Annotated in this window: 28 protein-coding genes and 1 pseudogene; 11 read left to right on the top strand and 18 right to left on the bottom strand. The window is 68.2% G+C overall.

The features are described 5' to 3' along the window. The first annotated feature begins 34 nt into the window (after positions 1-34). Entirely contained in the window at positions 35-619 is a 585-nt protein-coding gene (locus E1261_RS17385; RefSeq protein WP_132407909.1) for a SecDF P1 head subdomain-containing protein, read from the top strand. Here the strand turns inward: E1261_RS17385 and E1261_RS17380 are convergent. Continuing rightward, on the bottom strand, positions 616-1623 hold the full coding sequence (locus E1261_RS17380; RefSeq protein ID WP_132407908.1) for a lactonase family protein: 1008 nt from the start codon (positions 1621-1623) through the stop codon (positions 616-618). The two genes, E1261_RS17385 and E1261_RS17380, sit on opposite strands and share 4 nt — an antisense overlap. 18 nt (positions 1624-1641) lie before the next feature. After that, positions 1642-2163 carry a GNAT family N-acetyltransferase gene (locus tag E1261_RS17375; RefSeq protein WP_165952539.1) on the bottom strand — a complete coding sequence of 174 codons (522 nt, stop codon included), beginning with the start codon at positions 2161-2163 and terminating at the stop codon, positions 1642-1644. 29 nt (positions 2164-2192) lie between these two features. Here E1261_RS17375 and E1261_RS17370 point away from each other — a divergent pair, with 29 nt between their 5' ends. Then, the gene (locus tag E1261_RS17370; protein WP_165952538.1) at positions 2193-3035 is read left to right on the top strand and encodes an arylamine N-acetyltransferase family protein; all 843 of its coding nucleotides are present in this window, start codon (positions 2193-2195) and stop codon (positions 3033-3035) included. Here the strand turns inward: E1261_RS17370 and E1261_RS17365 are convergent. From E1261_RS17365 to E1261_RS17310, 12 genes and pseudogenes are all read right to left on the bottom strand, one after another. Then, on the bottom strand, positions 3032-3574 hold the full coding sequence (locus E1261_RS17365; RefSeq protein WP_202874779.1) for a DUF1707 SHOCT-like domain-containing protein: 543 nt from the start codon (positions 3572-3574) through the stop codon (positions 3032-3034). The genes E1261_RS17370 and E1261_RS17365 overlap by 4 nt on opposite strands. A gap of 20 nt (positions 3575-3594) precedes the next feature. Next, positions 3595-5046: an NADH-quinone oxidoreductase subunit N gene (locus tag E1261_RS17360; protein ID WP_132407905.1), complete on the bottom strand. Its 1452-nt coding sequence runs from the start codon at positions 5044-5046 to the stop codon at positions 3595-3597. Beyond that, positions 5043-6569 carry a complex I subunit 4 family protein gene (locus E1261_RS17355; protein ID WP_132407904.1) on the bottom strand — a complete coding sequence of 509 codons (1527 nt, stop codon included), beginning with the start codon at positions 6567-6569 and terminating at the stop codon, positions 5043-5045. The genes E1261_RS17360 and E1261_RS17355 overlap by 4 nt, the downstream gene beginning before the upstream one ends. After that, positions 6566-8332 (bottom strand): NADH-quinone oxidoreductase subunit 5 family protein, encoded by a 1767-nt coding sequence (locus E1261_RS17350; protein WP_132407903.1) that lies wholly within the window; start codon positions 8330-8332, stop codon positions 6566-6568. Before E1261_RS17350 ends, E1261_RS17355 begins: the two co-directional genes overlap by 4 nt. Beyond that, entirely contained in the window at positions 8329-8652 is a 324-nt protein-coding gene (gene nuoK, locus E1261_RS17345; protein ID WP_132407902.1) for an NADH-quinone oxidoreductase subunit NuoK, read from the bottom strand. Before nuoK ends, E1261_RS17350 begins: the two co-directional genes overlap by 4 nt. Position 8653: 1 nt before the next feature. Next, positions 8654-9148 carry an NADH-quinone oxidoreductase subunit J family protein gene (locus E1261_RS17340; RefSeq protein ID WP_132407901.1) on the bottom strand — a complete coding sequence of 165 codons (495 nt, stop codon included), beginning with the start codon at positions 9146-9148 and terminating at the stop codon, positions 8654-8656. 137 nt (positions 9149-9285) lie between these two features. Next, positions 9286-9501 (bottom strand): annotated as a pseudogene (locus E1261_RS46420) (4Fe-4S binding protein); the annotation flags it as partial. Between the two features lie 214 nt (positions 9502-9715). After that, a complete protein-coding gene (locus E1261_RS17330) occupies positions 9716-10102 on the bottom strand; it encodes a hypothetical protein (protein WP_238176273.1) in 387 nt (128 codons plus the stop codon). Between the two features lie 3 nt (positions 10103-10105). Next, the gene (locus E1261_RS17325; protein WP_132407895.1) at positions 10106-10390 is read right to left on the bottom strand and encodes a hypothetical protein; all 285 of its coding nucleotides are present in this window, start codon (positions 10388-10390) and stop codon (positions 10106-10108) included. 19 nt (positions 10391-10409) lie between these two features. After that, positions 10410-11177 carry a methylenetetrahydrofolate reductase gene (locus E1261_RS17320; protein WP_132407893.1) on the bottom strand — a complete coding sequence of 256 codons (768 nt, stop codon included), beginning with the start codon at positions 11175-11177 and terminating at the stop codon, positions 10410-10412. A gap of 57 nt (positions 11178-11234) precedes the next feature. Next, positions 11235-12407 carry an RNA polymerase sigma factor gene (locus E1261_RS17315; protein WP_238176272.1) on the bottom strand — a complete coding sequence of 391 codons (1173 nt, stop codon included), beginning with the start codon at positions 12405-12407 and terminating at the stop codon, positions 11235-11237. 11 nt (positions 12408-12418) lie between these two features. Then, positions 12419-12763: a YciI family protein gene (locus tag E1261_RS17310; RefSeq protein WP_132407891.1), complete on the bottom strand. Its 345-nt coding sequence runs from the start codon at positions 12761-12763 to the stop codon at positions 12419-12421. Positions 12764-12870: 107 nt separating this feature from the next. Here E1261_RS17310 and E1261_RS17305 point away from each other — a divergent pair, with 107 nt between their 5' ends. Both E1261_RS17305 and E1261_RS17300 read left to right on the top strand, forming a co-directional pair. After that, positions 12871-13356 carry a SigE family RNA polymerase sigma factor gene (locus E1261_RS17305; protein ID WP_132407889.1) on the top strand — a complete coding sequence of 162 codons (486 nt, stop codon included), beginning with the start codon at positions 12871-12873 and terminating at the stop codon, positions 13354-13356. Then, positions 13353-14417: a hypothetical protein gene (locus E1261_RS17300; protein WP_132407887.1), complete on the top strand. Its 1065-nt coding sequence runs from the start codon at positions 13353-13355 to the stop codon at positions 14415-14417. The genes E1261_RS17305 and E1261_RS17300 overlap by 4 nt, the downstream gene beginning before the upstream one ends. A 91-nt stretch (positions 14418-14508) precedes the next feature. Here E1261_RS17300 and E1261_RS17295 read toward each other — a convergent pair whose 3' ends face one another. After that, the gene (locus E1261_RS17295) at positions 14509-16020 is read right to left on the bottom strand and encodes an alkaline phosphatase family protein (protein ID WP_132407885.1); all 1512 of its coding nucleotides are present in this window, start codon (positions 16018-16020) and stop codon (positions 14509-14511) included. A 154-nt stretch (positions 16021-16174) separates the two neighbouring features. On the opposite strand from E1261_RS17295, the gene E1261_RS17290 reads away from it, so the two are divergent. Both E1261_RS17290 and E1261_RS17285 read left to right on the top strand, forming a co-directional pair. Then, positions 16175-17080 carry a helix-turn-helix domain-containing protein gene (locus tag E1261_RS17290; RefSeq protein ID WP_132407883.1) on the top strand — a complete coding sequence of 302 codons (906 nt, stop codon included), beginning with the start codon at positions 16175-16177 and terminating at the stop codon, positions 17078-17080. Between the two features lie 5 nt (positions 17081-17085). Next, positions 17086-17418: an MmcQ/YjbR family DNA-binding protein gene (locus E1261_RS17285; RefSeq protein WP_132407881.1), complete on the top strand. Its 333-nt coding sequence runs from the start codon at positions 17086-17088 to the stop codon at positions 17416-17418. A gap of 13 nt (positions 17419-17431) precedes the next feature. Here the strand turns inward: E1261_RS17285 and E1261_RS17280 are convergent, their stop codons facing one another. Continuing rightward, entirely contained in the window at positions 17432-18622 is a 1191-nt protein-coding gene (locus E1261_RS17280; protein WP_132407879.1) for a sensor histidine kinase, read from the bottom strand. Continuing rightward, complete coding sequence (locus E1261_RS17275) at positions 18619-19275, bottom strand: response regulator transcription factor (RefSeq protein ID WP_132407919.1); 657 nt, start codon at positions 19273-19275, stop codon at positions 18619-18621. The genes E1261_RS17280 and E1261_RS17275 overlap by 4 nt, the downstream gene beginning before the upstream one ends. Positions 19276-19387: 112 nt before the next feature. Here E1261_RS17275 and E1261_RS17270 point away from each other — a divergent pair, with 112 nt between their 5' ends. Genes E1261_RS17270 through E1261_RS17255 form a run of 4 tightly spaced genes read left to right on the top strand, consistent with a single transcriptional unit; the run spans position 19388 to position 22801 of the window. Further along, positions 19388-19897: a hypothetical protein gene (locus E1261_RS17270; RefSeq protein ID WP_132407877.1), complete on the top strand. Its 510-nt coding sequence runs from the start codon at positions 19388-19390 to the stop codon at positions 19895-19897. Positions 19898-19905: 8 nt separating this feature from the next. Beyond that, entirely contained in the window at positions 19906-20949 is a 1044-nt protein-coding gene (locus E1261_RS17265; protein ID WP_238176271.1) for an efflux RND transporter periplasmic adaptor subunit, read from the top strand. Continuing rightward, entirely contained in the window at positions 20946-21614 is a 669-nt protein-coding gene (locus E1261_RS17260) for an ABC transporter ATP-binding protein (RefSeq protein ID WP_132407873.1), read from the top strand. The genes E1261_RS17265 and E1261_RS17260 overlap by 4 nt, the downstream gene beginning before the upstream one ends. After that, complete coding sequence (locus E1261_RS17255) at positions 21602-22801, top strand: ABC transporter permease (protein WP_132407871.1); 1200 nt, start codon at positions 21602-21604, stop codon at positions 22799-22801. Before E1261_RS17260 ends, E1261_RS17255 begins: the two co-directional genes overlap by 13 nt. On the opposite strand, the gene E1261_RS17250 is transcribed toward E1261_RS17255, so the two are convergent. Next, positions 22798-23745, bottom strand: a complete 948-nt coding sequence (locus E1261_RS17250; RefSeq protein WP_238176270.1) for a complex I subunit 1/NuoH family protein — start codon at positions 23743-23745, stop codon at positions 22798-22800. The genes E1261_RS17255 and E1261_RS17250 overlap by 4 nt on opposite strands. A gap of 62 nt (positions 23746-23807) precedes the next feature. Between E1261_RS17250 and E1261_RS17245 the strand changes: the two genes are divergently transcribed. Next, positions 23808-24623, top strand: a complete 816-nt coding sequence (locus E1261_RS17245; protein WP_132407867.1) for an SDR family oxidoreductase — start codon at positions 23808-23810, stop codon at positions 24621-24623. Positions 24624-24894: the final 271 nt, after the last annotated feature.

The following is a 24894-nucleotide window of genomic DNA, read 5'->3' as shown; positions in this document are numbered from 1 at the left end:
ACGCGGAGCCATGGCATCGGTAGCATCCGGTGCCATGGCTCAGTCGTATCCGCCTCCGCAGCCCGGCGCCCCGGTCAAGCGCAGCCGGGGGCCGGTGGTGTTGGTTCTGCTGCTCGTGGTGGTGCTGATCGCGACGCTCGCGGGGATCGTCGTGATCGTGCTCAAGCGGGTGAACGAGGAGCAGGAGCCCGCACCGCCGAAGCCGGCCGCGGCGGACACGCTGCAGTTCCGGCGGGTGGTGAAGCTGGAGCCGAACGCGTGCGCGAAGGGCCCGCTCGCCGCGAATGTCCGGTGCAGCGACGACGGAACGCGGTACACGCTCGGCCAGGTCGAGCTGGACGGCAGTCACGTCACCAAGGTGGAGGCGGCGCCGAACACCCAGGGCACTGGCTGGCTGATCACGCTCACCCTCGATACCCAGGGCACCAAGGTGTTCGCGGCCCTGACCACCGACCTGGTCACGAAGCAGCCGCCCAGGAACCAGCTGGCGATCGTGGTCAAGGACAAGGTCGTCTCGGCCCCGACCGTCAGCGGCGCGATCACCGCCGGTCAGGTCCAGATCGCCGGCAACTTCACCAGCAAGGAGGCCAAGAAGCTGGCCTCCGACATCACGGGTTAGACCGGCAGGACGCAGACCGGCTTCGGCCAGCTTGTCGGATCACCAGCAGGTGTCAGCAGGCCGTCGGAGATCCCGTACGTCGCGATGGTGTCGGAGCGCTCGTTGGCTGCGTAGAGACGGGTGCCATCCGTGCTGAAGGCCAGGTGGCGCGGCCAGTTGCCACCGGAGTCGATGGTCTGGACGAGCTCGGCCGAGAGGGCATCCGCAGCGACCGCGAAGACGGCGATGGTGTCGTCGCCGCGGTTCGAGCCGTAGAGGAAGCGGCCGTCGGCGGAGATGAGCAGCTCGGCTGGGTAGCTCTCACCGGGTGAGTCGGCCGGGCGGGTGGAGAGCGTCTGAACAACCGCCAGCTTGCCGGCGGCGTAGCTGCAGACGCTCAGCGTGGAGTCGAGCTCATTGATCACGTACGCCGCGCCGCCGCCCGGATGGAACACCAGGTGCCGCGGACCGGCACCGGGGTGGACCTGCAGCAGGTCAACCTCTTCGAGGCGGCCGGCCGAGGTCAGCGTCGACGTGTAGACGGTGTCCGAGCCGAGGTCGACATCGAAGACGAATTCACCGAAGAAGACGACCTGGTGGGCGTGCGGACCCTCCTGCCGCTCGACGTTCGGGCCGGTGCCCTGGCGCTGCAGGATCTGGGTCGCCGTACCGAGTGAGCCGTCGGCACCGATCGGGTGGATCGCGATCGAGCCGGAGCTGTAGTTGGCCGACAGCAGGTACCGGCCGGACGGGTCGATGCCGAGGTGGCACGGGTGCATGCCCTCGGTCGGCTGGTCGTTCAGGAACTCGAGCCCGCCGTCGGCCTGGATCGCGAAGGCGCTGACCCGGCCGGTCTCCTCCTCGTTAGTCGCATAGAGGAACCGCCCATCGGCGGACCGCACCAGGAACGACGGGTCGGCGGTCGTCGCCGCCAGCGCAAGGCCGTCCAGCGACCCGAAGCCGATGCCCTCGCCGCCCCCGTCCTGACTGGTGTAGCTCCCGACATAGATCTGCTCAGAGGTCATACCGCCTACCCTGCCAGGTCACTCACCGTGGAGCACGCCGGTGTCCAACCCGTAGAGCGCCGACCCCCAGCCGAGGTCCGGCACCAGCACCTGCCACCCCAGCCGCCGGTACAACCGCGGCGCGGCCCGATCATCGACGTACGTCGTCAGCAAGGCCTTGCGATGCGGTAGGCCGTCCATCAGTGCAGTCATCAAGGCAGCTCCCAGCCCGCGCCCTTGCGCTTCGGGGATCACCGCCAACTCGACCACCTCGAAGTGTCCACCGATCCACTCAGCCGCCAGCTCAGCCGGAATCGCGGCGGCAATCCGGTCCGACCACCACTGCCCCGGCCACCCGGTGACCCCATAGGCAAAACCGAGAACTGATTCATCTCGGGCCGCGACCAGTCTGAAGTCGTCACGTCCTGCGTGAGTGGGCAGCTGATCGGTCGCGAAGTGGGTGGCGTCGGAGTGCTCCTCTCCGGCGAAGGCGGCGGCGAACACTTCGCCCAGCTCCGTGGCGATGCCTAAAGATGCAGTTCGGTCCAGGACGGCAATCACCTCAAGAATCCTGACATAACATCCACTTCGTGGATACCGAAGCCCTTCTCCGCCGGATCGGCGTCGAGCATGACGAGAAGCCCGGCCTGGACGGGCTGACGCGCTTGCACGAGGCGTACGTCGACCAGGTTCCGTACGAGTCGGTCCAGTACCAGCTCGCCCCCGGTACGCCGCTCGATCTCGAGGAGACCGCCCGCCGGATCATCGCCCGTGAGACCGGCGGCTACTGCTTCCAGCTGAACGGCGTCCTGGCGCTGCTCCTCACCGACCTCGGCTACGACGTGACCATGCACCGGGGTGGTGTCCAGACCCCTAACCTGCCGGGCGACGTGGACGGCGGCCATCTCGTTCTGACCGTGCGCGGACTGGTCGAGGATCCGGACCGGGTGTGGCTGGTCGACGCCGGGCTCGGCAACGGCCTGATCCATCCGACGCCGCTCGAGGCAGGCGCCTTCCACCAAGACCCGTTCGACCTCGTACTGCGCCGTTCGGAGAAGACCACCGGCTGGCGGATGGACCACGATCCCCGCTTCGGCCTGTTCGGCATGGACTTCGAGGACGCGCCGGCGACCCTCGGCGACTTCGCCGGCCGGCACGCCGAGCTCTCCGGAGACCCGCAGTCCCCGTTCGTTCGGACGGCGTCTGTCTTCCGCCGCAAGCGCGACTCGATCGTCGTACTGCGCTCGGTCGGCCGCACGGAGACCTTCGGCGACCGCGTCGACAACAGCATCATCGAGAACCAGGCCGACTACTTCGCGATCCTGGCCGACGAGTTCTTCCTGCCCCTCCCCCAGTACGGCGGCGCGCAGCGCGACCAACTGTGGCGCCGGGTCTGGCAGCAGTACGAGGAGTTCGTCGCGCAGACGACTTAGCTCCGGGCGTGCCGGACCTTCAACCGCCCGAATCCCATCGCGCCGGTGATCCGGATCGTCGGCCCAGTGGGCCCGTTCGGCTGCCGCGGCTTGTAGCTCACGTCCTTCCACCCGGTCTGGAATCCCACGATCTCGACGATCGCGTTCCGCGGAACCCTGATCCGGGCCTGGCCGGTCCCGAGCTGCAGTTCGAGGTCGACGACCGGGTCCTCGATGATCGCCTGGGACAGATCGAGGTACACCTGCCCGTACGCGGACTCGACCTTGAGGTTCCGCGGCACCTTCCACACGCCGCGACGGCGGATCCGCCCACCCGCGGCACCGATGGTCGCCGTGGTGGCCGGGCGCTCCGCCGGGAGTGCGGACAACGCCACCTCGAGCTCGTTCTGCTGCTTGGCGGTCAGCACCTGCTGCAGCCGTTCGTCCAGCTCCTCATGCGTGATGAACCCGCCGGTGTAGGCACTCTGCAGGCGCTGTACGGCGGTGTTGCGGTCCTCGTCGCCGATCCGTCGCGACGAGTCATCCGGTGAAAGGCTCACCGGTTCAGCCTAGCGGTGGGTCAGGTGGCTAAGGCGAACAGTGTGCTGGGCAGCACCGAGACGACCACCGCGGCCGCGGTGAACAGCGAGACCATCACGACAGCTGGGGTTTCGATGTCGACCGAGAACGGGTCGTCGGCGGGGAGCAGGAACAGTTCGGCGACCCAGCGCAGGTAGACGGCGAGGCCGATCATCACGTTGATCGCCATCACGATCGCGAGCCAGCCGAGGTGTGCGTCGATGACTGACTGGAAGGCGGCGAACTTGGTGAACAACCCGGCCAGCCCCGGTGGCAAGCCGGCCAGCACGACCAGGAAGAAGATCAGTGCCACCGCGAGACCCGGCTCGGAGCGAACCATGCCGCGGTAGTCCGACAGTAGCCCGCTCGGCCGATGCCGCTGCACGACGGCCACCGCGCCGAAGGCCCCGAGCGTGACGATCACGTACGCCGCGAGATACCCGACCACCGCTTGTGCATCACCAACCGCCAAAGGCGCCAGCAGGAAGCCGACCTGGCCGATCGAGGACCACGCGAGCAGTCGCACGGCCTCCCGTTGCCGCAACGCGGCCAGGTTGCCGACGGTCATCGTGACGGCGGCCAGGATCGCGATCACCAGCCGCAGGTCGGAACCGTCCGGCGCGAGCCCGGTCACCACCAGGACGAGCAGTCCGGCGACACCCGCCGACTTCGACACCACGGCCAGGAACGCGGTCACCTCGACCGGCGCACCGACGTACGTGTCCGGAAGCCAAGCGTGGAACGGTACGGCGGCGATCTTGAACCCGAACCCGACAATCACGAACAGCCCTGCCGCGAACGCGACCCGCTCCAGATTCGCGTCGAGGCCGTTGAGCCGGTTTGCGATCGTGGTCAGGTGCAGGGAGCCAGTCACGCCGTACAGGTAGGAAATGCCGAACAGCATCACCGCGGTCGACAGCACCGACACCAGGAACGCCTTCATCGCGGCTTCGGAACCGCGGCGGTCCCGGCGCAGCGCGACCAGCGCGAAGCTCGGCAGCGACACCACCTCGAGCCCGATCACCACCGTCGCCAGATCGCGTGCCCCGGCCAGCGTGGTCGCGCCGACCAGCGCGCTGAGCAGCAGGAAGTGGTACTCGCCAACGGGGATGTCAGCCGACAACAGCCGGTACGCCGATAGTCCGACGACCCCGAGCCCGCCGATCAGCAGCACGCCCCACAGCCCAGCGGTCAGCGGCTCGAACACCAGACTGCACTCGGCCGGTCCCTCGGTCACCGGGCGGCAGAAGGCGGGTTTGAAGTCGTCACGCTGTGCCCAGACGAAGACGATGCCGAACAGGATCACCGCACCGGTCAGCAAGGTGACGACGGTGTGCCGAAGCTGCGCGGTCGAACTCCGCCAGAACGCGTCGATGAGGAGTACGGCGACTGCGCCGATCGCCAGCACCAGCGGTACGGCGATCGCCTGCCAGTCGGTCCAGGTGAGCGTCACAGGTTCCCCCACTGGGCCAGAAGGAGACCGGGCCAGACGCCCAGCAGCACGGTCAGCACGACCAGCGGCGACCAGGTGATCAGTTCGATCCGACTCAGGTCGACCGCAAAAGCACTGGCCGGGTTGTCAGCCGGATCGCCCTGGCAGAGGTTGCGGATCAGTCGCAAGAAGTAGGCCGCGGTCAGCACGGTGCCGAGGCCGGCGATCACCATGAAGACGAGATAGGTTGCCCGCGGCAACGAGTCCGCCGGGTTGTAGGCACCGAGCAGGATCAGCATCTCGCCCCAGAACCCGGCCAGCCCCGGCAGCCCGAGTGAGGCCAGGCAGGCGAACGTGAGCAACGCCCCGATCCGCGGCAGCCGTGCGTACAGGGCTCGGCCGATCGTGCGCAGGTCGCTGGTGTCGTGGCGGTCCTTGATCGCGCCGGCCAGGAAGAACAGCAGGCCGGTGATGATGCCGTGGGCGATGTTCGCGAACAGGGCGCCCTGCATCCCGGCCTCCGAGAGCGAGGCGATCCCGAGCCCGATGAAACCCATGTGGCCGACACTCGAGTACGCGATCAGGCGCTTCACATCGGTCTGGCCGAGGCAGGCCAGCGATCCGGCGATGATCGCGACGGTCGAGAAACCGGCCAGGTACGGCGCGATGGTCACGGTCGCGTCGGGCAGGACCGGGACCAGGATCCGGATCAGCCCGTACGTTCCGAGCTTCAGCAGGACTCCGGCCAGGATCACCGACCCGACCGTCGGGGCCTTCGCATGCGCGTCCGGCAGCCAGATGTGCAGCGGCCACAACGGCACCTTCACCGCGAGGCCGACCGCGATCAGCAGCGCGGCAGCGAGCGGTACGCCGTGCCCGCCGAGCACCGGGGAGTTCGTCAGCTGCACGAGGTCGAACGTCCCGGCCTGCCGGTAGACGAGCAGGAACCCGAGCAGCATCAGCGCGGACCCGAACACCGTCATCAGCACGAACGTGGTCGCGGCCCGCTTCCGCCCGGCCCGGTCGTGGTCGTCACCCCAGATGTCGATGATCAGCCACATCGGGATCAGCACGATCTCGAAGCAGACGAAGAACAGCACCAGGTCCATCGCGCTGAACGCACCGATCACCCCGGCCTCGATCACCAGCAGCAGCGCGATCAGCGAGCGCATCCGGCCGATCCGCGGGGTGATCTTCAGCGAGTAGATGCAGCACAGGAACGTCAGCAGCGCGGTGAGCACGATCAGCGGGACCGAGATCGAGTCCACGCCGATGTGGAAGCGGACGCCGAGCGGCGGAATCCACGGGCCGTCGGTGACCGCAGCCAGCGGCCTCATCGAGTCACCTAGTCGCTGCTGGACACCGGAGTACGCGAACCAGCCTTCGGTTCGCTGCCACAACAAGACGGATCCGACGAGGACGAGCCCCGAGACCACAGCGCCGTACAGGGCAGCCAAGCGGTCGCCGAGGGCGATCGGCAGGGCCCATAACGCGAGTGCAGCAAGGAGAGGGAGGGCAAGGATGCCCAGCAGGATTGCGTTCATCGGGCGATCACTCCAGCCAGGATCGCCAGCGCTACGACGCCGACCACGGCGCCGGTCAGGTAAGTCTGGACGTTGCCGGTCTGCAGCAGGCGGAACCCTTGGGACGCCAGCGTCCCGCTCCGGCCCACCGCGCGCACGTAGGCACCGATCACGTCGCGATCCCCCAGCACACTCAGCTTGGACAGCCAACGCACCGGTACGACGAACAGCCCGTGGTACGCCCGATCCATCCCGAACTCACGCTCCAGCACGACCGGCCGCGGGTCCGCGCCACGCGACCACAGCGAGTACGCCGGGAGCACGCCGAACAACACGAGCACCGTGGAACCGAGCGCGATCACCCAGTTCAGATGCAGACCGTCGACGTACCCGAGCCCGATCGCGGCCACCGCCAGCAGGACGAGCGGGCCGAGCATCAGCCAGGGCGCTTCCTTGAGTTTCGAGGTGTCCGGATCTTCGAGGTCCGCCATCGGATCGTCCTGTTCGAACGCACCCATCGCCCCGGCCAGCGCCGGTGTCCGGAAGAACACCCACAGCCAGAGCCGAGCGCAGTAGAACGCGGTGAACGCAGCGGTGAGCCCGACCGACGCCAGCACGACCCAGCCGATCGCCGAACCGTCCTTGTGCGCGTGCTCCCAGGCCGCTTCCAGCACGGTGTCCTTGGAGAAGAACCCAGCAAACCCCGGTACGCCGGCCAGCGCCGCGAGGCCGATCGTCATCGTCACGAAGGTCACCCGCAACGTCTTCCGCAGCTTCCCGCGGCGCGTGTACCGGCGGAGCACCACGAAGGCGGCGCTGCCGACCTGATGCAGCAGCACACCTGCACAGAGGAACAGCAGACCCTTGAAGGCCGCATGCGTGACCAGGTGGAAGAGCGCGGCGTGCCGCCCTTCCTGCGTGCCCAGCGACAACGCGGAGAACATGATCGCGAGTTGGCTGACCGTCGACCAGGCCAGCACCCGCTTCACCTCGACCGCGGCCATCGCGCAGAGCGCGGCGAACAGCATGGTCACGCAGGCGATCACCGCGAGCACGGTCATCGTGGTCGCGGAGGCGGAGAAAACGTCGTACAGGCGGGCGATCAGGAAGACACCGGCGGCCACCATCGTTGCCGCGTGGATCAGCGCGCTGACCGGGCTCGGGCCGGGCATCGCGTCCGGAAGCCAGGTCTGCAAGGGCACCTGGGCCGACTTGCCGACCACACCGACCAGGAGCAGCAGCGTGCCTGCGGTCAGGACGCCGGGCGAGATCTGGGCCGGGTCGAGCTCGGAGATCCGGAAGGTCCCCGCGCCGACGCCGAGCACGAAGATGCCGAACAGGAAGCCGACATCGCCGAGCCGGGTCATCAGGAACGCCTTGACCGCGCCGGAGCGGGCGTCGCGCCGCTCCCAGTAGTGACTGATCAGCAGGTACGAGCAGGCGCCCATCACCTCCCACCCGATCAGCAGCAGGAACAGGCTGTCCGCGACGACCACCGTCGCCATCGCGGCGGTGAAGAGCGTGACAAGCGCGTGGTACGACGCCGCGCGCTCGTGCAGGTAGCTGAGCGAGTAGACCTGCACGCAGGTCGCGACGACCCCGACCACCGCGAGCAGCAGCACGGTCAGATCGTCGGTGCGGACCGCGAACCCGATGGTCAGGTCGCCGACAGACGAGTTCAAGAACGAGGTTTGCTCCGGAGCGACGCCGTACAGGAGACCGGCGATCAGAATCAGGAGCAGCGAGAAGCCGACGCCGGCCACCCGCCAGACGGTCGCGATCACGTCGGCGACTCCTCGTGCTCGACCAAGTCGCGGGCCGCGTCCGCGTCGACGTGACCGTGGCCGCGGAACAGCAGCAGCACGATCGCCAGCCCCAGCCCGATCTCGGCGGCGGCCAGCGTGATCACGAAGACTGCGAGGGTCTGACCGGTGGCCAGGCCATCGAGGTGCCAGGCGTCGAACGCGACCAGGTTGAGGTTGACCGCGTTCAGCATCAGCTCGAGCGACATCAGGATGGTGACCGCGTTGCGGCGGGCGAGGACGCCGTACACCCCGAGGCAGAACAGGACGACCGCGAGCAGCAGCGGAAGGACCAGCGGCATCTCAGTCCTCCTTCTTCCGCTGGGACAACGCGATCGCTCCGATCAGCGCGGCCAGCAGCAGCACCGACAGGATCTCGAACGGCAGCACCCAGGTCTTGAAGATCGAGGTCCCGATCGTTTCGGCAGAACCTGCCGGGACGGGCTGGATCTTTTGATTGCCGAAGGCAAACACCACGCCGGAACCCAGCAGCAGTGCGAGAACGACCGCGACGGCGGCCGCGAACGGGCTGCGCGCGGTGGTCAGATTGGGCAGCGGATTCGTCGGGGCCTTGGTGAGCATCAGCGCGAACAGGACGAGCACGACGATGGCGCCGACGTACACAAGAATCTGGACGAGGGCGACGAACTCGGCATGCAGGGCGCCGAAGCAGCCGGCGACCGCGCCGAGCGTGACCACAAGCCACAAGGCTGCGTGCACGATCCGGCGCGACGTCACGACCATCACGGCGGCGGCCACTGCCACCGCACCGGCGACAGCGAAGAGCGCAGTGGTCACGCCTCGCCCTCCACCGCGGTGACGGTTGCCCCCGGATCAATCGGTTGCGGCGCCGGGACGGTCCACATCCAGTCCCGTAGGCGGTCCTTCTCGTGCGTGAGATTGCGGAGCTCGGTCTCGGCGTACTCGAACTCGGGTGACCAGAACAACGCGTCGAACGGGCAGGCCTCGATACAGATCCCGCAGTACATGCACAGGCTGAAGTCGATCGCGAAGCGGTCCAGCACGTTCCGGCTGCGCTCGCGGGCCTGCTCACCGACCGACGGCGCGGTCTCGGCGTGCGAGTCGATGTAGATGCACCAGCTCGGGCACTCACGCGCACACAACATGCACGACGTGCAGTTCTCCTCCATCAGCGCGATCACCCCGCGCGACCGCGGCGGCAGCTCCGGCTGCACATCCGGATACTGCTCGGTGACGGACCGGCGGCCCAAGGTCTTCGCGGTGACCTTCAGCCCATCGATCAGACCCTTACCCGGTACACCCACGCTCCACCTCCCCGTCGAAGTCCTGTACTACCAGGACACTAGTCGGTTCCACCCCGATCCCGCGCCAACACTCGACGGGTCACACAGCCTCGACTGTCACACCGACGGCATTTGCCGCGAGCGCCGTAATGTCGACGGTGTCGCCGGTAACCACCACTCCGTCCGGCTCCGCGACGGCAACCACGATGGCATCGACAGCGGATCCGCGGCCCGCATCGGTGCGCAACTTGGCAGCTCGACGGGCTTCCAGCTCGGGCAGGCTCGCCCGGATGTCACAGATCTTGAGAAACCTGTTGGTCTGCACATCCTTGCCAGGATGACCTATCAGGCACTCGACCAGCACTGCAGAAGGAACCACCGGCGGCCACATCTCCGCGGCGATGAGCAACGCGGTGAGAGCTCGGGCACGACTCGAGCCCTGCGCGAAGAAACTGACTGCCCCACTGTCCAGAACGGCTTCCGGCACGATTCAGCTCGCCTTCCGAGTGCCGTCGGCAGACGTCTCGTGCTCCACGTCCGGACGAAGCTTCGCCTTCATACGTGCAACGACCTCCGCTGCCCAGATGAGATCTTCCTCCGACGGCTCACCGTGCTCCGCGTTCTGCTCGGCGAGCCACGCCCGGGCAGCCTCAATCAGCTCTTGACGGCGAATCTCCGCTCGCAGCGCATGCTGCGCCAGCTCCGACGCACGCAGCTTGCGAGTCTTGACCTCCGCATAGAGGTCGTCCGGAAGGTAGATCTGAATCCGAGGCATGCGCCTAACTATACACACCTCACCCTCTGTGCAACTCCCTTTCCAGGCGGGCGGCGACCTGGCGGTAGCGGCTCACCGGGATCAAGTGGACGCCGTCGAAGGCGCCGGAGTCGCGGATGCGGACGATCTGTTCGCAGGCGTGGTCGACGCCGGCGTCGCGGTCCTGGTCGACGGCTTTGATCAGGCTGTCGGGGATGGTGAGCTGGGGCAGGGCGGCGAGATTGCGGGCCATGGCGGGGCTGGCGAGGACCATGACACCGGCGTACACAGGGATGGTCAGGTCGACGGAATCGCGCCAGCGAAGGAGTTCGTCGACGTCGTAGCTGATCTGGACGAACAAGAAGTCGGCCTCGGCCTTCCAGCGCGGGACCGGGCGGAGGCGGGTGGTGGCGCCGACCTGGAAGGGCTTCAAGTTCGGGTACGTCGTCGCCCGGGTCTGCTCGATCATCGCGCGAACCGTGAGCTGGCTGGTGCGAGCACCTTCGGCCGGATCGTCACCATGGACGAACAGGAACTGCTCCACGCCGTACGCGGCTGCCGTGAGCAGGTCGCGGCGGAAGCCGAGCAGGTTGCGGTCGCGCGAGTTCAGGCAGGCGATCCCGCGGGAACCCATCGCCTGCACCTCATTGGCGACGGCGACACTCGAGACAGTCGCCCGGCCGATGTGGTTGTCGGGAATCAGGAACGCGTCCGCGATCGGGCTCATCACCCCGATCTGGTGCCGCACCTTCTTCAGGTCAGGCCGCGTCGGCGGCTCCACCTCACAGATCAGTTCGAATCCCGGCATGCCAAGACCCTACTGATGCGGGCGGGGCGTCAGGTGGGGTTTCAAGGAGCGGGCACATCAGGTGGCGGCTGCGCGAGCCTCGAGGAAGCGTTGCTCGGCGGCGTTGTCCGTCAAGTGCCGCGCGGTTTGGTAGGCGGCTCGGGCTTCGGTGCGGCGGTTGAGGCGGGTGAGGAGGTCGGCGCGGATGGCGTGGAAGAGGTAGTAGGTGTCGAGGTTGAGGGCGTCGACCACGGTGAGGGCTGCGGCTGGGCCTTCTACTTCGGCGAGGGCTACGGCTCGATGGAGGGCTACTACCGGGGTGGGGTCGAGGGTCAGTAGGTGGTTGTAGAGCTGGAGGATCTGGGTCCAGTCGGTGGGTGGCGGATCGCTGTGGACGGCGTTGATCGCGGCCTGCAGTTGGTAGGGACCAGGGCGGTTGCGGCGGAGGCAACGACGTACCAGGTCTTGGCCTTCGGTGATCAGGTCGCTGTCCCAGCGGGCGCGGTCCTGGTCTTTGAGGCGGATGAGCGAGCCGTCGGCGTCGACTCGAGCCTCGCGGCGGGAGTGCTGGAGGAGCATCAGCGCGAGCAGGCCGACCGCCTCGGGTTCATCCGGCATCAGGTCGACCAGGACCCGGCCGAGCCGGATCGCCTCCAGCGCGAGGTCGTCGCGCACGAGGGTGTCGCCGGACGAAGCGGCGTACCCCTCGTTGAAGATCAGGTAGACGACGGCGAGCACGCCGCGGACGCGTTCGGGCAGGTCGGCCTCGTACGGGACGCGGTACGGGATGCCGGCCGCGCGGATCTTCGTCTTCGCCCGGACCAGCCGTTGCGCCATGGTCGGCTCCGGCACGAGGAACGCGCGGGCGATTTCGGTCGTGGTCAGCCCACCGAGCATCCGCAGCGTGAGCGCGACCCGGACGTTCAGCGCGAGGGCGGGATGGCAGCAGGTGAACAGCAGCCGCAACTGTTCGTCGTACACGGCTCCCACCTCCTCCGGCTCGCCTTGCGCATGCAGCAACGCCGCCTGCGCCTGCCTGTCCTCGCGCTTGTCCTCACGCCGCAACCGGTCGATCGCCCGGTTCTTCGCGGTCGTGATGATCCAGCCGGCCGGGCTCGGCGGTACGCCGGTCTCCGGCCACTTCTCGACCGCCGCGGCGAACGCATCCTGGACGGCGTCCTCCGCGATCTCGAGATCGCCGAAGATCCGGGTGAGCACGGCCACCGCGCGGCCGTGCTCGGCCCGGAACACTTCCGCAACGGTCAGCTCTGGGATGGCCGCACCTCGATCGCCAGCGGGTCCAGTACCTTGGCCACCTTCCGCGCCCAGTGCAGCGCGGCGTCGAGATCCTCGGCCTCGATCACCGTGAACCCGCCGAGGTGTTCCTTCCCCTCGGTGTACGGCCCATCGGTCACCAGCACGTCCCCGCCGGACGCCTTGACCACGGTCGAGGTCTCCGGCGGATGCAGGCCGGCCCCGAACACCCACACGCCCGACGCCCGCATCTCGTCGTTCACCGCGTTCAGCTCCCGCATGATCTTCTCGAGAACCTCCGGCTCCGGGATCGGCCCGTCCGGCTGGTAAATGCTCAGCAAGTACTGCGTCATCATGACCTCCTAGTTCCTAGTCTCACCCTCTACACGAACTGGGCAGGCTCGGATCGACAAGGCATGCAACCTCTGGCTTGGCCCAGGTACTCGGGCAGGGTGTGGGAATGACGGTGGACCGGGCGGAGTTCGAGGACTTCGTTGCGGCGAGATATGGGCAGCTGCTGCGGACGGCGTACCTGCTGACCCAGGATCGGGCGTTGGCCGAGGACCTGGTGCAGACGACGCTGGCCCGGTGCTGGCTGGCCTGGGGGCGGATCCACGAGCCGGGCGCCTACGTGCACCGGACGATGCTGAACACCTACTCCGCCTGGTGGCGCCGCCGCTGGAACGGTGAGCAGCCGACCGACGAGCTCCCCCACTCCCCGCAGTACGACGGGGAACCCGCGGTCGACCTCGGCCGCGCGTTGAAGCGACTCCCCCGGCGGATGCGGGCGGTCGTCGTACTGCGCTTCTACGAAGACCTCTCCGAGGCAGAGACCGCCCGGATCCTCGGCTGCTCGGTCGGCACCGTCAAGAGCCAGACCAGCCGGGCGCTCGCCAAACTCCGCATCGATCCCCGTCTCGTCGACCACCCCCTGGAGCAGTCATGAGCCTCGACGAACTCCGGCGCCACCTCAGCGACCAGGCGGACGAGATCGACCTCGCCACCCCGGCCCCGCTCGCCCAGGTCCAGCGCCGAGCAACCCAGGTACGACGCCGCCGGGTCGCGACCGGGGTTGTCAGCGCAGCGGCCTGCCTGGCCGCGGTCGGCGCGGTCCTCACCGGTACGCCGGTCCTCGAGCGCAGCGAACCGGCCACGACGCCGGTTCCGCCTCCGGCGCGGGTCACGTCACCCCCGAGCGACCGCATGCCAACCGCCCCGGTCAAGCCGGCCACGAACGACTACGTGATCAACGGCGTCCGCTACCAGGCCGAGGTGGCCGGCGCCGAGCTGCAGGTGGCCAAGATCAGCGATCGGCCGATCTCGTTCATCTGGTTCCCGAACGACACGAAGGTCGACTTCCGGGTCTTCTGCACGATCCCCGGCAATGCGTCGGCGAGCGGCTTGGGCGCCGTGGTGCTGCGGATCAACGGGAAGGTGATCACCACCCGAGCCTGCGACAACGTGTCCGATCCGCTCCCGGGTGAGCGCTTCGGCGCCGTACTGCACGAGAACCTCGGCCTGCGCGCCGGCCGGGCGGCCGAGCTGACCGCAACAGTTGTCGACGGCAACGGTCGTGAGCTGAAGTCGCCCGGCCTGCTGCTCGGTGCCGCCGTCTACACCCGCGCCGAAACCCGCGCCATCGATCCCCCGTACAACTACGTCGAGCTCCCGGTCGTCGCCCAGTTCCACGGCCGCACCTACCGCCTGCACGACGCTATAGCCAGTCCCACGTCAGGACCGCGCTACGCGAGCATCGAGATCCAGGGACCGGAGTTCGAGCCGTACCTGGCTGTCTTCGGTGTCAACGGCAGCTCGCAGGCACACTCGCTGGAGCTAGCGGGCACGCCGGGCGGCCGGTCGTACGACTTCACCCCGGCCGACGGCCCGGCCTCCGGCCTCTACCTGGCCCCGGTCCCCGCCCAAGCCGCCGGCCCCGTCATCTTCCGCCAAACCCAGCGCCAGGTCTCCGGCGAACTGTTCCTCGCCCTCTACATCCCGATGGAGTGACGGTAAGAACAGGTAGTAGGTATCTACGTAGACGACGGTGCCCGCGGGGGACTCCCGCGCGGGCGCCGTTTTCCACCACTACTACGTGTCGTTAGCGACCGATCTGCGGGTTGTCGATGGCCCAGTACCAGTCGTTGTCGCCGTTGGTGAGGGACCAGGTGAGCTTGAGGGTGCGGGCGCCGGCGGGGACGGGGATGGTGAGGCGCTCCTGCTTGGCGATGGCGTCGGCGGTGTAGGTGAGGACCGGTTTGGGTGCCGCGTTGTCGAAGGCGGCGAGCACGGTCGCGGTCTCGTTGCCGCTCTTCAGGTAGTGCGAGGAGAAGGTGACGGTCGCGGTCGTGGCACCGGTGACGTCGTACGCCGGCGACGACAGCTTGCTGTTGAAGAGGCCGCTCCGGGACTTGTCGGACCACTCGTCCGAGTCGGCGACGGCGAAGACACCGCGAGCCCGGACATTGCCTTCCCGCGACTGGTCGGGAGCCGCACGCGTCCAGAAGTCGTCCGTGGTGAACGACCAGCCCTGCCACTCGCGGACCCCACCAGTACCCAGCCCGGCGTTGTCGATCGTCCACCCCGCCGGGGTGCTGTGGGTCCAGCCCTTCACCTCAGCCGGTACGCCGGTCTCGTCCACCCGCGACTGCAGTGAGCCGACCAACGTGTCGAACGGATCCGCGGGCGGTGTCGACTGGCCGTCGAGCTCCGGAGCGGACACCCCGAACCGGCTCAGCACGATGGCCGCGATATCCACGTTCTTCGGGGCGATCGCCGGCGTACCAGGCGTCGTACCGGGGCCGTTGCGGATGATGAACGACGACCGCTCACCCGGCGAACTGCCGCCGTGACCGCCGGATTCGGTGTGGCCGTGGTCTGAGGTGACGAGGATGGTCCAGTCCTCGTTCGAGTACGTCGGCCGCGCGCGGACCGCGGTCAGCAGAGTCGCGATGTGCTTGTCGGTCTGCTCGGTCGCCTTCCGGTAGCAGGCACCGGCGGCACCACAGCTGTGGCCGGCGATATCCACATCCCCGAAGTACACGAAGGACGCGTCGGGGCCGGCGTCCTTCAGGTACGCCGCGGCCTCGGTCGCGATCCGCGCATCGGCGGCCGCCCAGCCGAGGGCATCACCGTCGTATGTGACCTTCTTCTGGATCTCGTCGCTGAAGATCGCCTGCCCGGCGCTGTTGGTGGTCAGCGGCGTCCAATCGGCGATCGCGTACGTCGACAGTTCGGGGCGGGCGCGCTCGATCCGGGTCAGGAAGTCCGGGTACTGGCTCAGGTTCGAACCCGTCCCCCAACTGTTGCTCTTCACCTTGTGCTTGTCCGGCCAGACACCGGTCGCGTTGGTCGCCCACCCCGGTCCCGAGACGGTCGGAGCGAACGGCGACGCGTACAGGGTGGTCTTGGCGGCCGAGCCGGTACTGATCAGCTCCTTCATCGCCGGGGTGTTGAAGGCCTGGATCTTGTTCAGCATCGCACCGTCGATGCCGATCACCAGCACCTTTTGGGTGCGGGCGGACGGGGCATCGGCAACCCCGAACGCCGAGGTGGCGAGCAGGCTGGTGGCGGCGACGATCCCGAGAGCGGTGACAGCTAGGGGGCGGTTCACAGGCTCCTCCGAAGGCAGTTGATTGGTCCGGACCAATGCCATCAGGTCTGCGGCCGGAGATCAACGGCTCAGCAGTGGCGCCCAGGTGAATCTCAGAAGACAGTGAGCAAAAGCGGTCAAGACTCACGGGACCGCGGATCGGCAGGATCTAGGCATGGATCTGTTCGTGGCGTTGGTGGACGTGGTCGGCGAGAGCCTGGACGATGCGTCCGCATCCGGGGCCGAGCTGGCTCGGCGGTTGCACCTGTCGCGGTTCCATTGCGACCGGATCGCGACGGCGGTGGCGGGTGAGACCCCGATCGCCCTCCGGCGACGGTTGCTGCTGGAGCGAGCGGCGTACCAATTGGCCGGCACTGACCGGGGCATCCTCGACATCGCGGTCGATGCCGGATTCGGGTCACATGAGGCGTTCACCCGGGCGTTCTCGCGGTCGTACGGGACGACGCCGAAGCAGTGGCGCCGGCAGCCGACGCACCCGTTCTTCCTCGACGCACCGAGCGGGGTCCATTTCCATCCACCGGCGGGTCTCCGCCTGCCGGCCCGACGAAAGGTCACCAGCATGGACATCGTCACCGGTCTCGCCGAGCACCACGTGAGTCTGCTCGGCGAACTGATCGATCGCGCCCGCGACATCTCCCCCGACATCCTCGACGGGCCGATCCCCGCGCCTGATCTGGACGAACCGCCGGTCACGCCGCGGCGGATGCTGGACCGGATGGTCTGGCAGCTCGAGATGTGGCTCGCGGCCGTGGCCGCCGAACCGTTCGAGTTCCCGGAGAGCGGCCGGGCCGTGTCCTTGGGCCAGCTGCGGGATCGCTACGACATCGCGGGACCCCGGTTCCTCGAGCTCGTCCGCCGGGTCAGCGCCGAGAACACGTTCGACGAAACCTTCGTCGACTCGACCTGCGCTCCGCCCAAAGTCTCCAGCTTCGGCAGCATGATCGCGCACGTGCTCACCTTCGCCGCAGTACGCCGCACACTCGTCGTCGACGCGTTCCGCAAGGCCGGCATGACCGACCTCGGGTACGGCGATCCAGCCCCGTTCCTCGCAAGGTCCTGATTCGAATGGCGGACTGGACTGGCGTTGGCCGGGTCGCTGCTGAACTCCCGGAGACTGCTCCGGGTGTGGCTCACGAAGGGTCGCCGACATACGAGGTTGCCGGTCGTCAGTTCGCCCGGTTGCGCTGGAACGACGAGGGTCGCGAGATCCTGCAGTTCTGGGTTCCGGATGATCGCGGGGCGCTGGTTGCCGCCTCGCCGGACACCTACTGGCTGGCCAAGGCATTCCCGTCCGCCGTCTTCGCGTGGCTCGATCAGCTGGACGACGACGAGCTGACTGAGGTGGTGACCGACTCGTGGTCGGCCCGGGCGCCCGTGAAAGTACGACGGCTGCTGTAGCGCCAGCGGCTCTCTAGCTCGGGTCGATGGGGAGGGTGACGGTGATTTCCAGGCCGCCGGCTGGGCGGGGTGTGGCGGTGACGGTTCCGCCGTGGGCTTCGGCTACGGAGCGGACGATCGACAGGCCTAGGCCGGCGCCCTTTCCGCCGACGAGGCGTTCGGCGCCTAGGCGGTAGAAGGGCTTGAACAGTGCCTCCACCTCGTACGGCGGGATCTCGGGGCCGGTGTTGGTCACCTCGATCTGCACCTGGTCGCCGGCGGTTCGGGAGAGCACGCGGACCCAGCCGGGGGGATCGTTGTGGCGGATGCCGTTCTCGACCAGGTTGTGGACCAGGCGTTCGAGCAGCAGCGCGTCGCCTCGGACCGGGGCGTCGCCGGGGCCGCGGATGATCTCCACCTCGGCCGCGGCAGCTTCCGCGCTGAGTTGGCCGGCGACGTGGTCGACGACGTCCGCGAGGTTGACCGGGTACAGCGTGGTCAGCTGCTTCTCGGAGTCGGCCAGGATCAGCAGTCCGTCGATCAACTGCTCATGCCGGGCGTTGATCGTGAGCAGGCTCTCCCCGAGTTCCTGCACGTCCGCCGAGGCGGTTCGGCGATGCATCGCCACCTCAACCAGCGCCCGGCCGAGAGTGAGCGGCGTACGCAGCTCATGCGACGCGTTGGCGACGAACCGGCGCTGACCGTCGAACGAATGGTCCAGCCGCTCGACCATGGTGTCGAACGCATCCGCCAGGTTCTTCACCTCGTCGTCCGGACCCCGCAGCGCGATCCGCTCGTGCAGCGCCGCCGGTGAGGCCGCAATGCGCCGCGCGGTGTCGGTGACCCGGTGCAGCGGTGCCAGCACCCGGCCGGCAACCAGCCAGCCGAATCCAGCCGACAATGCGCCGACCAACACCAGCGCGATGCTGCCCTGGGTCAGAAGCGACTTGGTCGCCGCCTGTCGTACCTGCTCGCGCTGCTCGCGCATCGCCTGCTCAGCAGCCGGACCGGTGAGTGGGGTGCCGTCCTTGCCCGTGGCGAACACCTGGTTCGGCAGCAGCGGCTTCCCGGTCTCGCCCGGGTTGAGATAAGTGCCCTGCACGATCACTCGGTACTGCTGCCCGAAGTTGTTGCTGAACAGCAGATACGTCAGTCCGAGCAGCAGCGCACCGGCCGCCAGGAACAGGCCGCCGTACAGAAGAGTCAGCCGACCCCGCAGCGTCAAGGGATGCGGTAGCCAACGCCGGTGACGGTCTCCACCAGACCGGGTTCGCCCAGCTTCCGGCGCAGCTTCAGGATGGTCAGCCGCACCACTCCGGTGAACGGATCCACGTGCTCGTCCCATGCCTTCTCCAGCAGTTGTTCGGCCGACACGGTCGCGCCGTCGGCTCTGAGGAGCTCCGCGAGTACGGCGAACTCCTTCTTGGACAGCGGTACATAGCGACCGTCCCGGAACACCTCGTGCCGGGCCGGATCCAACGTGACTCCGGCGCGCCGCAGTACCGGCGGATCGGCCGGGTGACTCCGCCTGCCCAGCGCCAGCACCCGCGCTGCCAGCTCGGCGAAGGCGAACGGTTTGGTCAGGTAGTCGTCCGCACCCAGACCGAGGCCGTAGACCCGGTCCGTGACCGCAGCGGCCGCTGTCAGCATCAGCACCCGAGTCATCGACCCGGACTCCACCACCTGCCGACACACCTCATCCCCGTGTACGACGGGGATGTCGCGGTCCAGCACCAGTACGTCGTACTCGTTCGTGGTCAGCCGTTCGAGCGCGGCAGCGCCGTCTCCGGCCACGTCGACGGCATGCGAATCGTCGCGCAACCACTCCGCGATCGCTGCTGCCAGCAGCGGCTCGTCCTCGACCACCAGTACGCGCACAGTCCCCATGATCCCCGACCGCCAGGTTTCCTCCGCGTTATCGCTCACGGAAACAGCCGGGAAACGGCCCTCGGCGAAAGCTGTGGCCATCACCCGAGCAAGAGGAGATGTCATGCGCAAGACCACCCTGGCCGCCGCGGCGCTGGCGGCCGCCGTACTGCTGACTGGTTGTGGCGCCGATGCGCCGGAAAGCCAGGTCGCATCGGGCTCCGGCGCCCAGCCCACCGCCTCCAGCAGTAGCGCGTCGCCCAGCCTGAGCCGGGACGAGAAGGCGGTCAAGTTCACTCAGTGCCTGCGCGAGAACGGGCTGAACGTGCCGGACCCGGAGCCTGGCAAGGGGCCGATGCTGAAGTTCGGCCCGGGCTCCGGCGTGTCCCAGGAGCAGGTCCAGAAGGCCATGGAGGCGTGCCGGGAGTTCAACCCACAGGCCGACGCCGCACCGAATCCGCAGCAGGAGGAGAACGGCCGCAAGCACGCGGAGTGCATGCGGAACAACGGCGTAGAGAAGTTCCCGGACCCGAAGCCCGGTCAGCGCGGCATCATGATCGGCCCGGAGGTCGGTGAGGACCCCGACTTCCCGAAGGCGCAGGAAGCCTGCCAGAGCATCCTGGCGGCACGCTGATGCGCAAGATGCTGACAGCTGTGGCCGTCCTGGCCGCCGGAGGTGCGATGAGCGCCTTCCTGGTGAACCGGGGCGATACCAGCCAGGCCGCGAACCAGACCGCCCAGCCGTTGCCGGTCAACACCGCCAAGGTCACCCAGCAGACACTCAAGGACACCGAGACCGAGGACGGCGAGCTCGGCTTCGGTACGACGTCCACCGCGGTGAACCGGGTCGCCGGAACCATCACCAGCCTGCCGGACAGCGGGCAGGAACTCCAGCGCGGCAACACCGTCTACAGCGTCGACAACAAACCAACCACGTTGCTGTACGGCGCTCTGCCGTCGTACCGGCGACTCGCGGACGGGAGCGAAGGACCGGACGTCCAGCAGCTCGAGCAGAACCTGCAGGCTCTCGGTTACGACGGTTTCACCGTTGATGACGAGTACACGGAGAACACCGCCGAGGCCGTCGAGGAGTGGCAGGAGGACCTCGGCGTGGACGAGACCGGTGTGGTGGAACTCGGGTCGGTCCTCTACGCGCCCGCCCACATCCGGGTCGACAGTGTGCAGGCCGAGGAAGGCGCACCTCTCGGGCCGAACCAGCCGGTGCTCACGTACACCGGCACGCGGAAGGCCGTCACGGTTCAGCTGGACGCGGCGGACCAGCGGCTGGCGAAGCCACAGTCGAAGGTCGACCTCACGCTGCCGGACGGCAAATCCGTACCGGGCAAGGTGGAGAAGGTGTCGACGGTGATCATCCCGGCCTCCGACCCGGCCAAGGATCCGGAGACCAAGGTCGAGGTGATCGTTGCCATCGACAACCAAAAGGCCGTCGCGGCCTGGGCTCTCGCTTCCGTCGACGTGACCTTCACTGCGTCGGAACGCAAGAACGTGCTGACCGTTCCGGTCTCTGCGCTGGTCGCCCTGCGCGAGGGCGGGTTCGGCGTCGAGGTCACCGACGGCACGGCATCGTCGTACGTGCCGGTCAAGACCGGTCTGTTCGCCAGCGGTCAGGTCGAGGTCAGCGGTGCTGGCATCAAGGCCGGCACCGTGGTTGGGATCCCTAAGTGATCGAGCTGAGCGAGGTGACCAAGGTGTACCCGGGTGGTGTCACGGCCCTCGGCGGTGTCAGCCTGCGCATCGACCGCGGCGAACTGGTCGCGATCGTCGGCCCGTCCGGCTCCGGCAAGTCGACGATGCTCAACGTCCTCGGCACCCTCGACCGGCCGAGCTCCGGCGCGGTCCGGATCGATCGGTACGACGTGGCGCGGCTGTCGGACTCGGGCCTGTCCGCGTTGCGGGCAACCCGGATCGGCTTCGTGTTCCAGCAGTTCCACTTGGCGGCCGGCCGACGCGCCCTGGACAACGTGGCCGACGGGCTTCTCTACTCCGGGCTCCGATCATCGGTACGGCGGAAGCGGGCGGCGACCGCGTTGGAGCGGGTCGGCCTCGCGCACCGCATGGATCACGAACCGCATGAGCTGTCGGGCGGCGAGCGACAACGGGTCGCCGTGGCACGAGCGGTCGCTGGCGAACCCGCCGTACTGCTGGCTGATGAGCCGACCGGAGCGCTCGACTCAGCGTCCGGTGCCGGCGTGATGGAGCTGCTGCGGGACCTGCACGCGGGCGGTACGACGGTTGTCGTGATCACCCACGATCGGGACATCGCCGCTGCCCTGCCGCGTCAGGTCCGGATGCGCGACGGCCTGATCCTGGAGGACACATGCGCGAACTGAAACCGGCTCCTCTAGGCCTGCGTGATGTCGTCCGGGTCGGTGCGGTCGGGCTGCGGACCCGGCCGATGCGGGCGTTCCTGTCCGCGCTGGGGATCGCGATCGGGATCGCCGCGATGGTCGCGGTGGTCGGCATCTCGTCGTCCTCCCGCGCCGAGCTCGACGGACAACTCGATGCCCTAGGCACCAATCTGCTCACGGTCGCGCCGGGTGTCCGGCTGACCGGCGAGCAAGCCCAGCTGCCACTCACCGCGGAGGAGATGGTCCGCCGGATCGCGCCCGTCCAGGCCGAGTCGGCGGTCGGTACGGTGGATGGTGCCTCGGTGTACCGGAGCAACAAGATCCCGGTCATCGAGACGAACGGCATCATCGCGTACGCCGCTCGGACGAACCTGCTCGACACGATCGGCGCAACGGTCCGCAGTGGCAAATGGCTCGACGCCGCGACCGGCCGCTACCCGGCGACCGTGCTCGGGGCCGGCGCGGCCGAGCGACTCGGGATCACCCGCGCGGGCCCGGAGGTCCAGGTGCTGATCGGCAACACCTGGTTCACCGTGCTCGGGATTCTCGAACCGGCCGCGCTGGCGCCCGAACTGGACGCTGCCGCCTTGATGGGCTGGCCGGCCGCTGCCAGCAGCCTGGCCTTCGACGGGCACCCGACCACGATCTACACCCGCTCGGACGACGCCCAGGTCGAGGCAGTCCGATCGGTGCTCGGGGCAACGGCCAACCCCGAAGCACCGAACGAGGTCGAGGTGTCGCGGCCGTCCGACGCACTCGCCGCGAAACAGGCCGCCGGCCAGGCCTTCACCGGCCTGCTCCTCGGCCTCGGCGCGGTCGCCCTGCTGGTCGGCGGGGTCGGCGTCGCCAACATCATGGTGATCTCGGTCCTGGAACGCCGCGCCGAGATCGGCCTCCGCCGCTCACTCGGCGCCACCCGCGGGCAGATCCGCACCCAGTTCCTGACCGAGTCCCTGCTGCTCTCCGCACTAGGCGGCCTCGGCGGAGCCTTACTCGGATCCGCAGTCACAGCCGCCTACGCGTCGTACCAGAACTGGCTGACAGTAGTCCCCGTCTGGTCCCTGGCCGGCGGCGTACTAGCCACCCTCATCATCGGCGCCCTAGCCGGCCTCTACCCAGCAATCCGCGCCTCCCACCTATCCCCCACCGAAGCCCTCGCGACTCCTTAGAAGGCGATGACTCCGATGCCGGTGAGCGCTAGCTGGGCGAGCGCCACCGGCACGAGGACCTGCCAGGCGAGTTTCTGGAGTTGGTCGGCGCGCATGCGGGGGAAGGAGACGCGGACCCAGATCACCACGAAGGCGACCACGGCGGTCTTCAGGATGGTCCAGATCCAGCCGATCGAGTCGGGGCCGGGGCCGGACCAGCCGCCGAGGAAGAGGACGGCGGTGAGGGCCGAGAGGATGACGATGCCGGCGTACTCGGCGAGCAGGAAGAGGGCGAAGCGGAGACCGGTGTACTCGGTGTAGGGGCCGAAGATGACCTCGGAGTCGGCGACCGGCATGTCGAAGGGTGGGCGCTGCAGCTCGGCGAGGCCGGCGATGAAGAAGACGACCAGACCGGGAAGCTGCCAGAGCAACCACCACGGGTTCCAGGCGTTGGCGATCCCGGTCAGGCTCAGTGAACCGGCAGCGACCGCGACGCTCGCCGCGGACAGCACGAACGGCAGCTCGTAGCTCATCAGCTGGGCCGCGACCCGCAGACCACCGAGCAGGCTGTACTTGTTCCCGCTGGCCCACCCCGCCATCAGCGAACCGAGCACTCCGACACTCATCACCGCGAGCACGAAGAACAGGCCGGACTCAAGGTCCGCGCCGACGATGCCGGGAGCGATCGGGATCGCGGCCAGCGCGGCCATGTACGGCAGGATCGCGACGAACGGCGCCCACTCGAACACCCGGCGGTCCGCCGCGGCCGGGACCACGCTCTCCTTCTGGACGAACTTCACCCCGTCCGCCACCAACTGCGCCCAGCCGTGGAATCCGCCGGCGTACATCGGGCCGAGCCGTGACTGCATGTGCGCCATCACCTTGTGCTCGGCCTGACCGACCACCAGCGGCGCCACCAGGAAGGCGACGATCACGCCGACCACCCGCACCACGAACTCCAGCATGCCCGCCACCCTATCGAGTTCCGCTTGACCTGAACCACCGTTGAGGTCCGATCGTTGGCGTCATGAGCACAGTTCTGGTCATCGGAGCCACCGGCCGCACCGGCCGCCACATCGTCACCGGCCTCCTCGCCGCAGGGGCCACCGTCCGAGCATTGGTCCGTACGCCGGACCGCGCGGATCTGCCCGCGGAAGTCGAGCTGGTCGCAGGTGATCTACAAGATCCAGCCGCCGTACGACGGGCTGCGGCTGGGGCGGACGCGGCCTTCCTGCTGTGGCCCTGGTACTCGTCGGAAGGTGCGGCGGCCGTGGTCGCGGAGCTGCCGCGGCGTGTCGTGTACCTGTCGACGCTGGGCGGGGGCGGGTTCTGGGGCGAGATCGAGGAGCTGCTGAAGGACCGCGACTGGACCTTCGTCCGGCCGAGCGGGTTCGCCGTCAACGCTCTCGCCTGGGCCGAGCAGATCCGCACGGGCGTCGTACGGATTCCCTACCCGAAGGCCGCGCGATCCCTCATCCACGAGCGCGACATCGCAGCGGTCGCCGTACTGGCTCTCCTGGACGACCACCACATCGGCCAGGCCTACGAGATCACCGGCCCCGAAGCCATCACCCAGGAAGACCAACTGGCCACCATCGCCCAGCTCACCGGCAACCCCATCCGCGTCGAGGGGTTGACCGACGACGAGGCCCGCCAGGCAATGCTCGCCCAAGGCGCCGACCCCCTCCTCGCCGACAGCGCTGTCACCTACTGGTCCACCCTCGTCACCAACCCCGAACCAGTCACCACCACGGTCACCCAGCTAACCGGCCGCCCCGCCTCGACCTTCGCCACCTGGGTACGCGACCACGCCGCCGCCTTCGGCGTACCGAACAACGGGTAGAGGTGCGGAACAGCCCGCAGGCTCGAGCGTGCAGGCACGGCCAAATCCACGGCGGGCGCGACCACTACCCGTTCGTCGGTACGCAGCTGGCCGGGCAGGTGTACCGACCGACTGTTAGTACGCGGCGCCGGTCGGCAGGTGGGAGCGTGCGAGCACGGCGAACGTTCGCTCCGGAGTGACCTACTAACAGTCCGTCTGTACGCAGTCAGGCGTGGCTCCGGCCACAACATGTGGCGCGGGCGGGCCGGTTGTCAGGCTGTCTCTTATACAC

The organism is Kribbella albertanoniae (assembly GCF_004348455.1).
Classification (GTDB): domain Bacteria; phylum Actinomycetota; class Actinomycetes; order Propionibacteriales; family Kribbellaceae; genus Kribbella; species Kribbella albertanoniae.
The sequence above is the reverse complement of the archived record's forward strand: the minus strand, read 5'-3'. Positions and strand labels throughout refer to the sequence as shown.

Bases quoted from the DNA above. Each gene is read 5' to 3' on its own strand.
- E1261_RS17310 (WP_132407891.1), bottom strand. From the start codon at position 12,763: ATGACGCAGTACTTGCTGAGCATTTACCAGCCGGACGGGCCGATCCCG.
- E1261_RS17300 (WP_132407887.1), top strand. From the start codon at position 13,353: ATGAGCCTCGACGAACTCCGGCGCCACCTCAGCGACCAGGCGGACGAG.
- E1261_RS17380 (WP_132407908.1), bottom strand. From the start codon at position 1,623: ATGACCTCTGAGCAGATCTATGTCGGGAGCTACACCAGTCAGGACGGG.
- nuoK (WP_132407902.1), bottom strand. From the start codon at position 8,652: ATGCCGCTGGTCCTTCCGCTGCTGCTCGCGGTCGTCCTGTTCTGCCTC.
- E1261_RS17245 (WP_132407867.1), top strand. From the start codon at position 23,808: ATGAGCACAGTTCTGGTCATCGGAGCCACCGGCCGCACCGGCCGCCAC.
- E1261_RS17270 (WP_132407877.1), top strand. From the start codon at position 19,388: ATGCGCAAGACCACCCTGGCCGCCGCGGCGCTGGCGGCCGCCGTACTG.
- E1261_RS17255 (WP_132407871.1), top strand. From the start codon at position 21,602: ATGCGCGAACTGAAACCGGCTCCTCTAGGCCTGCGTGATGTCGTCCGG.
- E1261_RS17265 (WP_238176271.1), top strand. From the start codon at position 19,906: ATGCTGACAGCTGTGGCCGTCCTGGCCGCCGGAGGTGCGATGAGCGCC.
- E1261_RS17320 (WP_132407893.1), bottom strand. From the start codon at position 11,177: ATGCCGGGATTCGAACTGATCTGTGAGGTGGAGCCGCCGACGCGGCCT.
- E1261_RS17250 (WP_238176270.1), bottom strand. From the start codon at position 23,745: ATGCTGGAGTTCGTGGTGCGGGTGGTCGGCGTGATCGTCGCCTTCCTG.
- E1261_RS17305 (WP_132407889.1), top strand. From the start codon at position 12,871: ATGACGGTGGACCGGGCGGAGTTCGAGGACTTCGTTGCGGCGAGATAT.
- E1261_RS17355 (WP_132407904.1), bottom strand. From the start codon at position 6,569: ATGAACGCAATCCTGCTGGGCATCCTTGCCCTCCCTCTCCTTGCTGCA.
- E1261_RS17290 (WP_132407883.1), top strand. From the start codon at position 16,175: ATGGATCTGTTCGTGGCGTTGGTGGACGTGGTCGGCGAGAGCCTGGAC.
- E1261_RS17385 (WP_132407909.1), top strand. From the start codon at position 35: ATGGCTCAGTCGTATCCGCCTCCGCAGCCCGGCGCCCCGGTCAAGCGC.
- E1261_RS17285 (WP_132407881.1), top strand. From the start codon at position 17,086: ATGGCGGACTGGACTGGCGTTGGCCGGGTCGCTGCTGAACTCCCGGAG.
- E1261_RS17325 (WP_132407895.1), bottom strand. From the start codon at position 10,390: ATGCCTCGGATTCAGATCTACCTTCCGGACGACCTCTATGCGGAGGTC.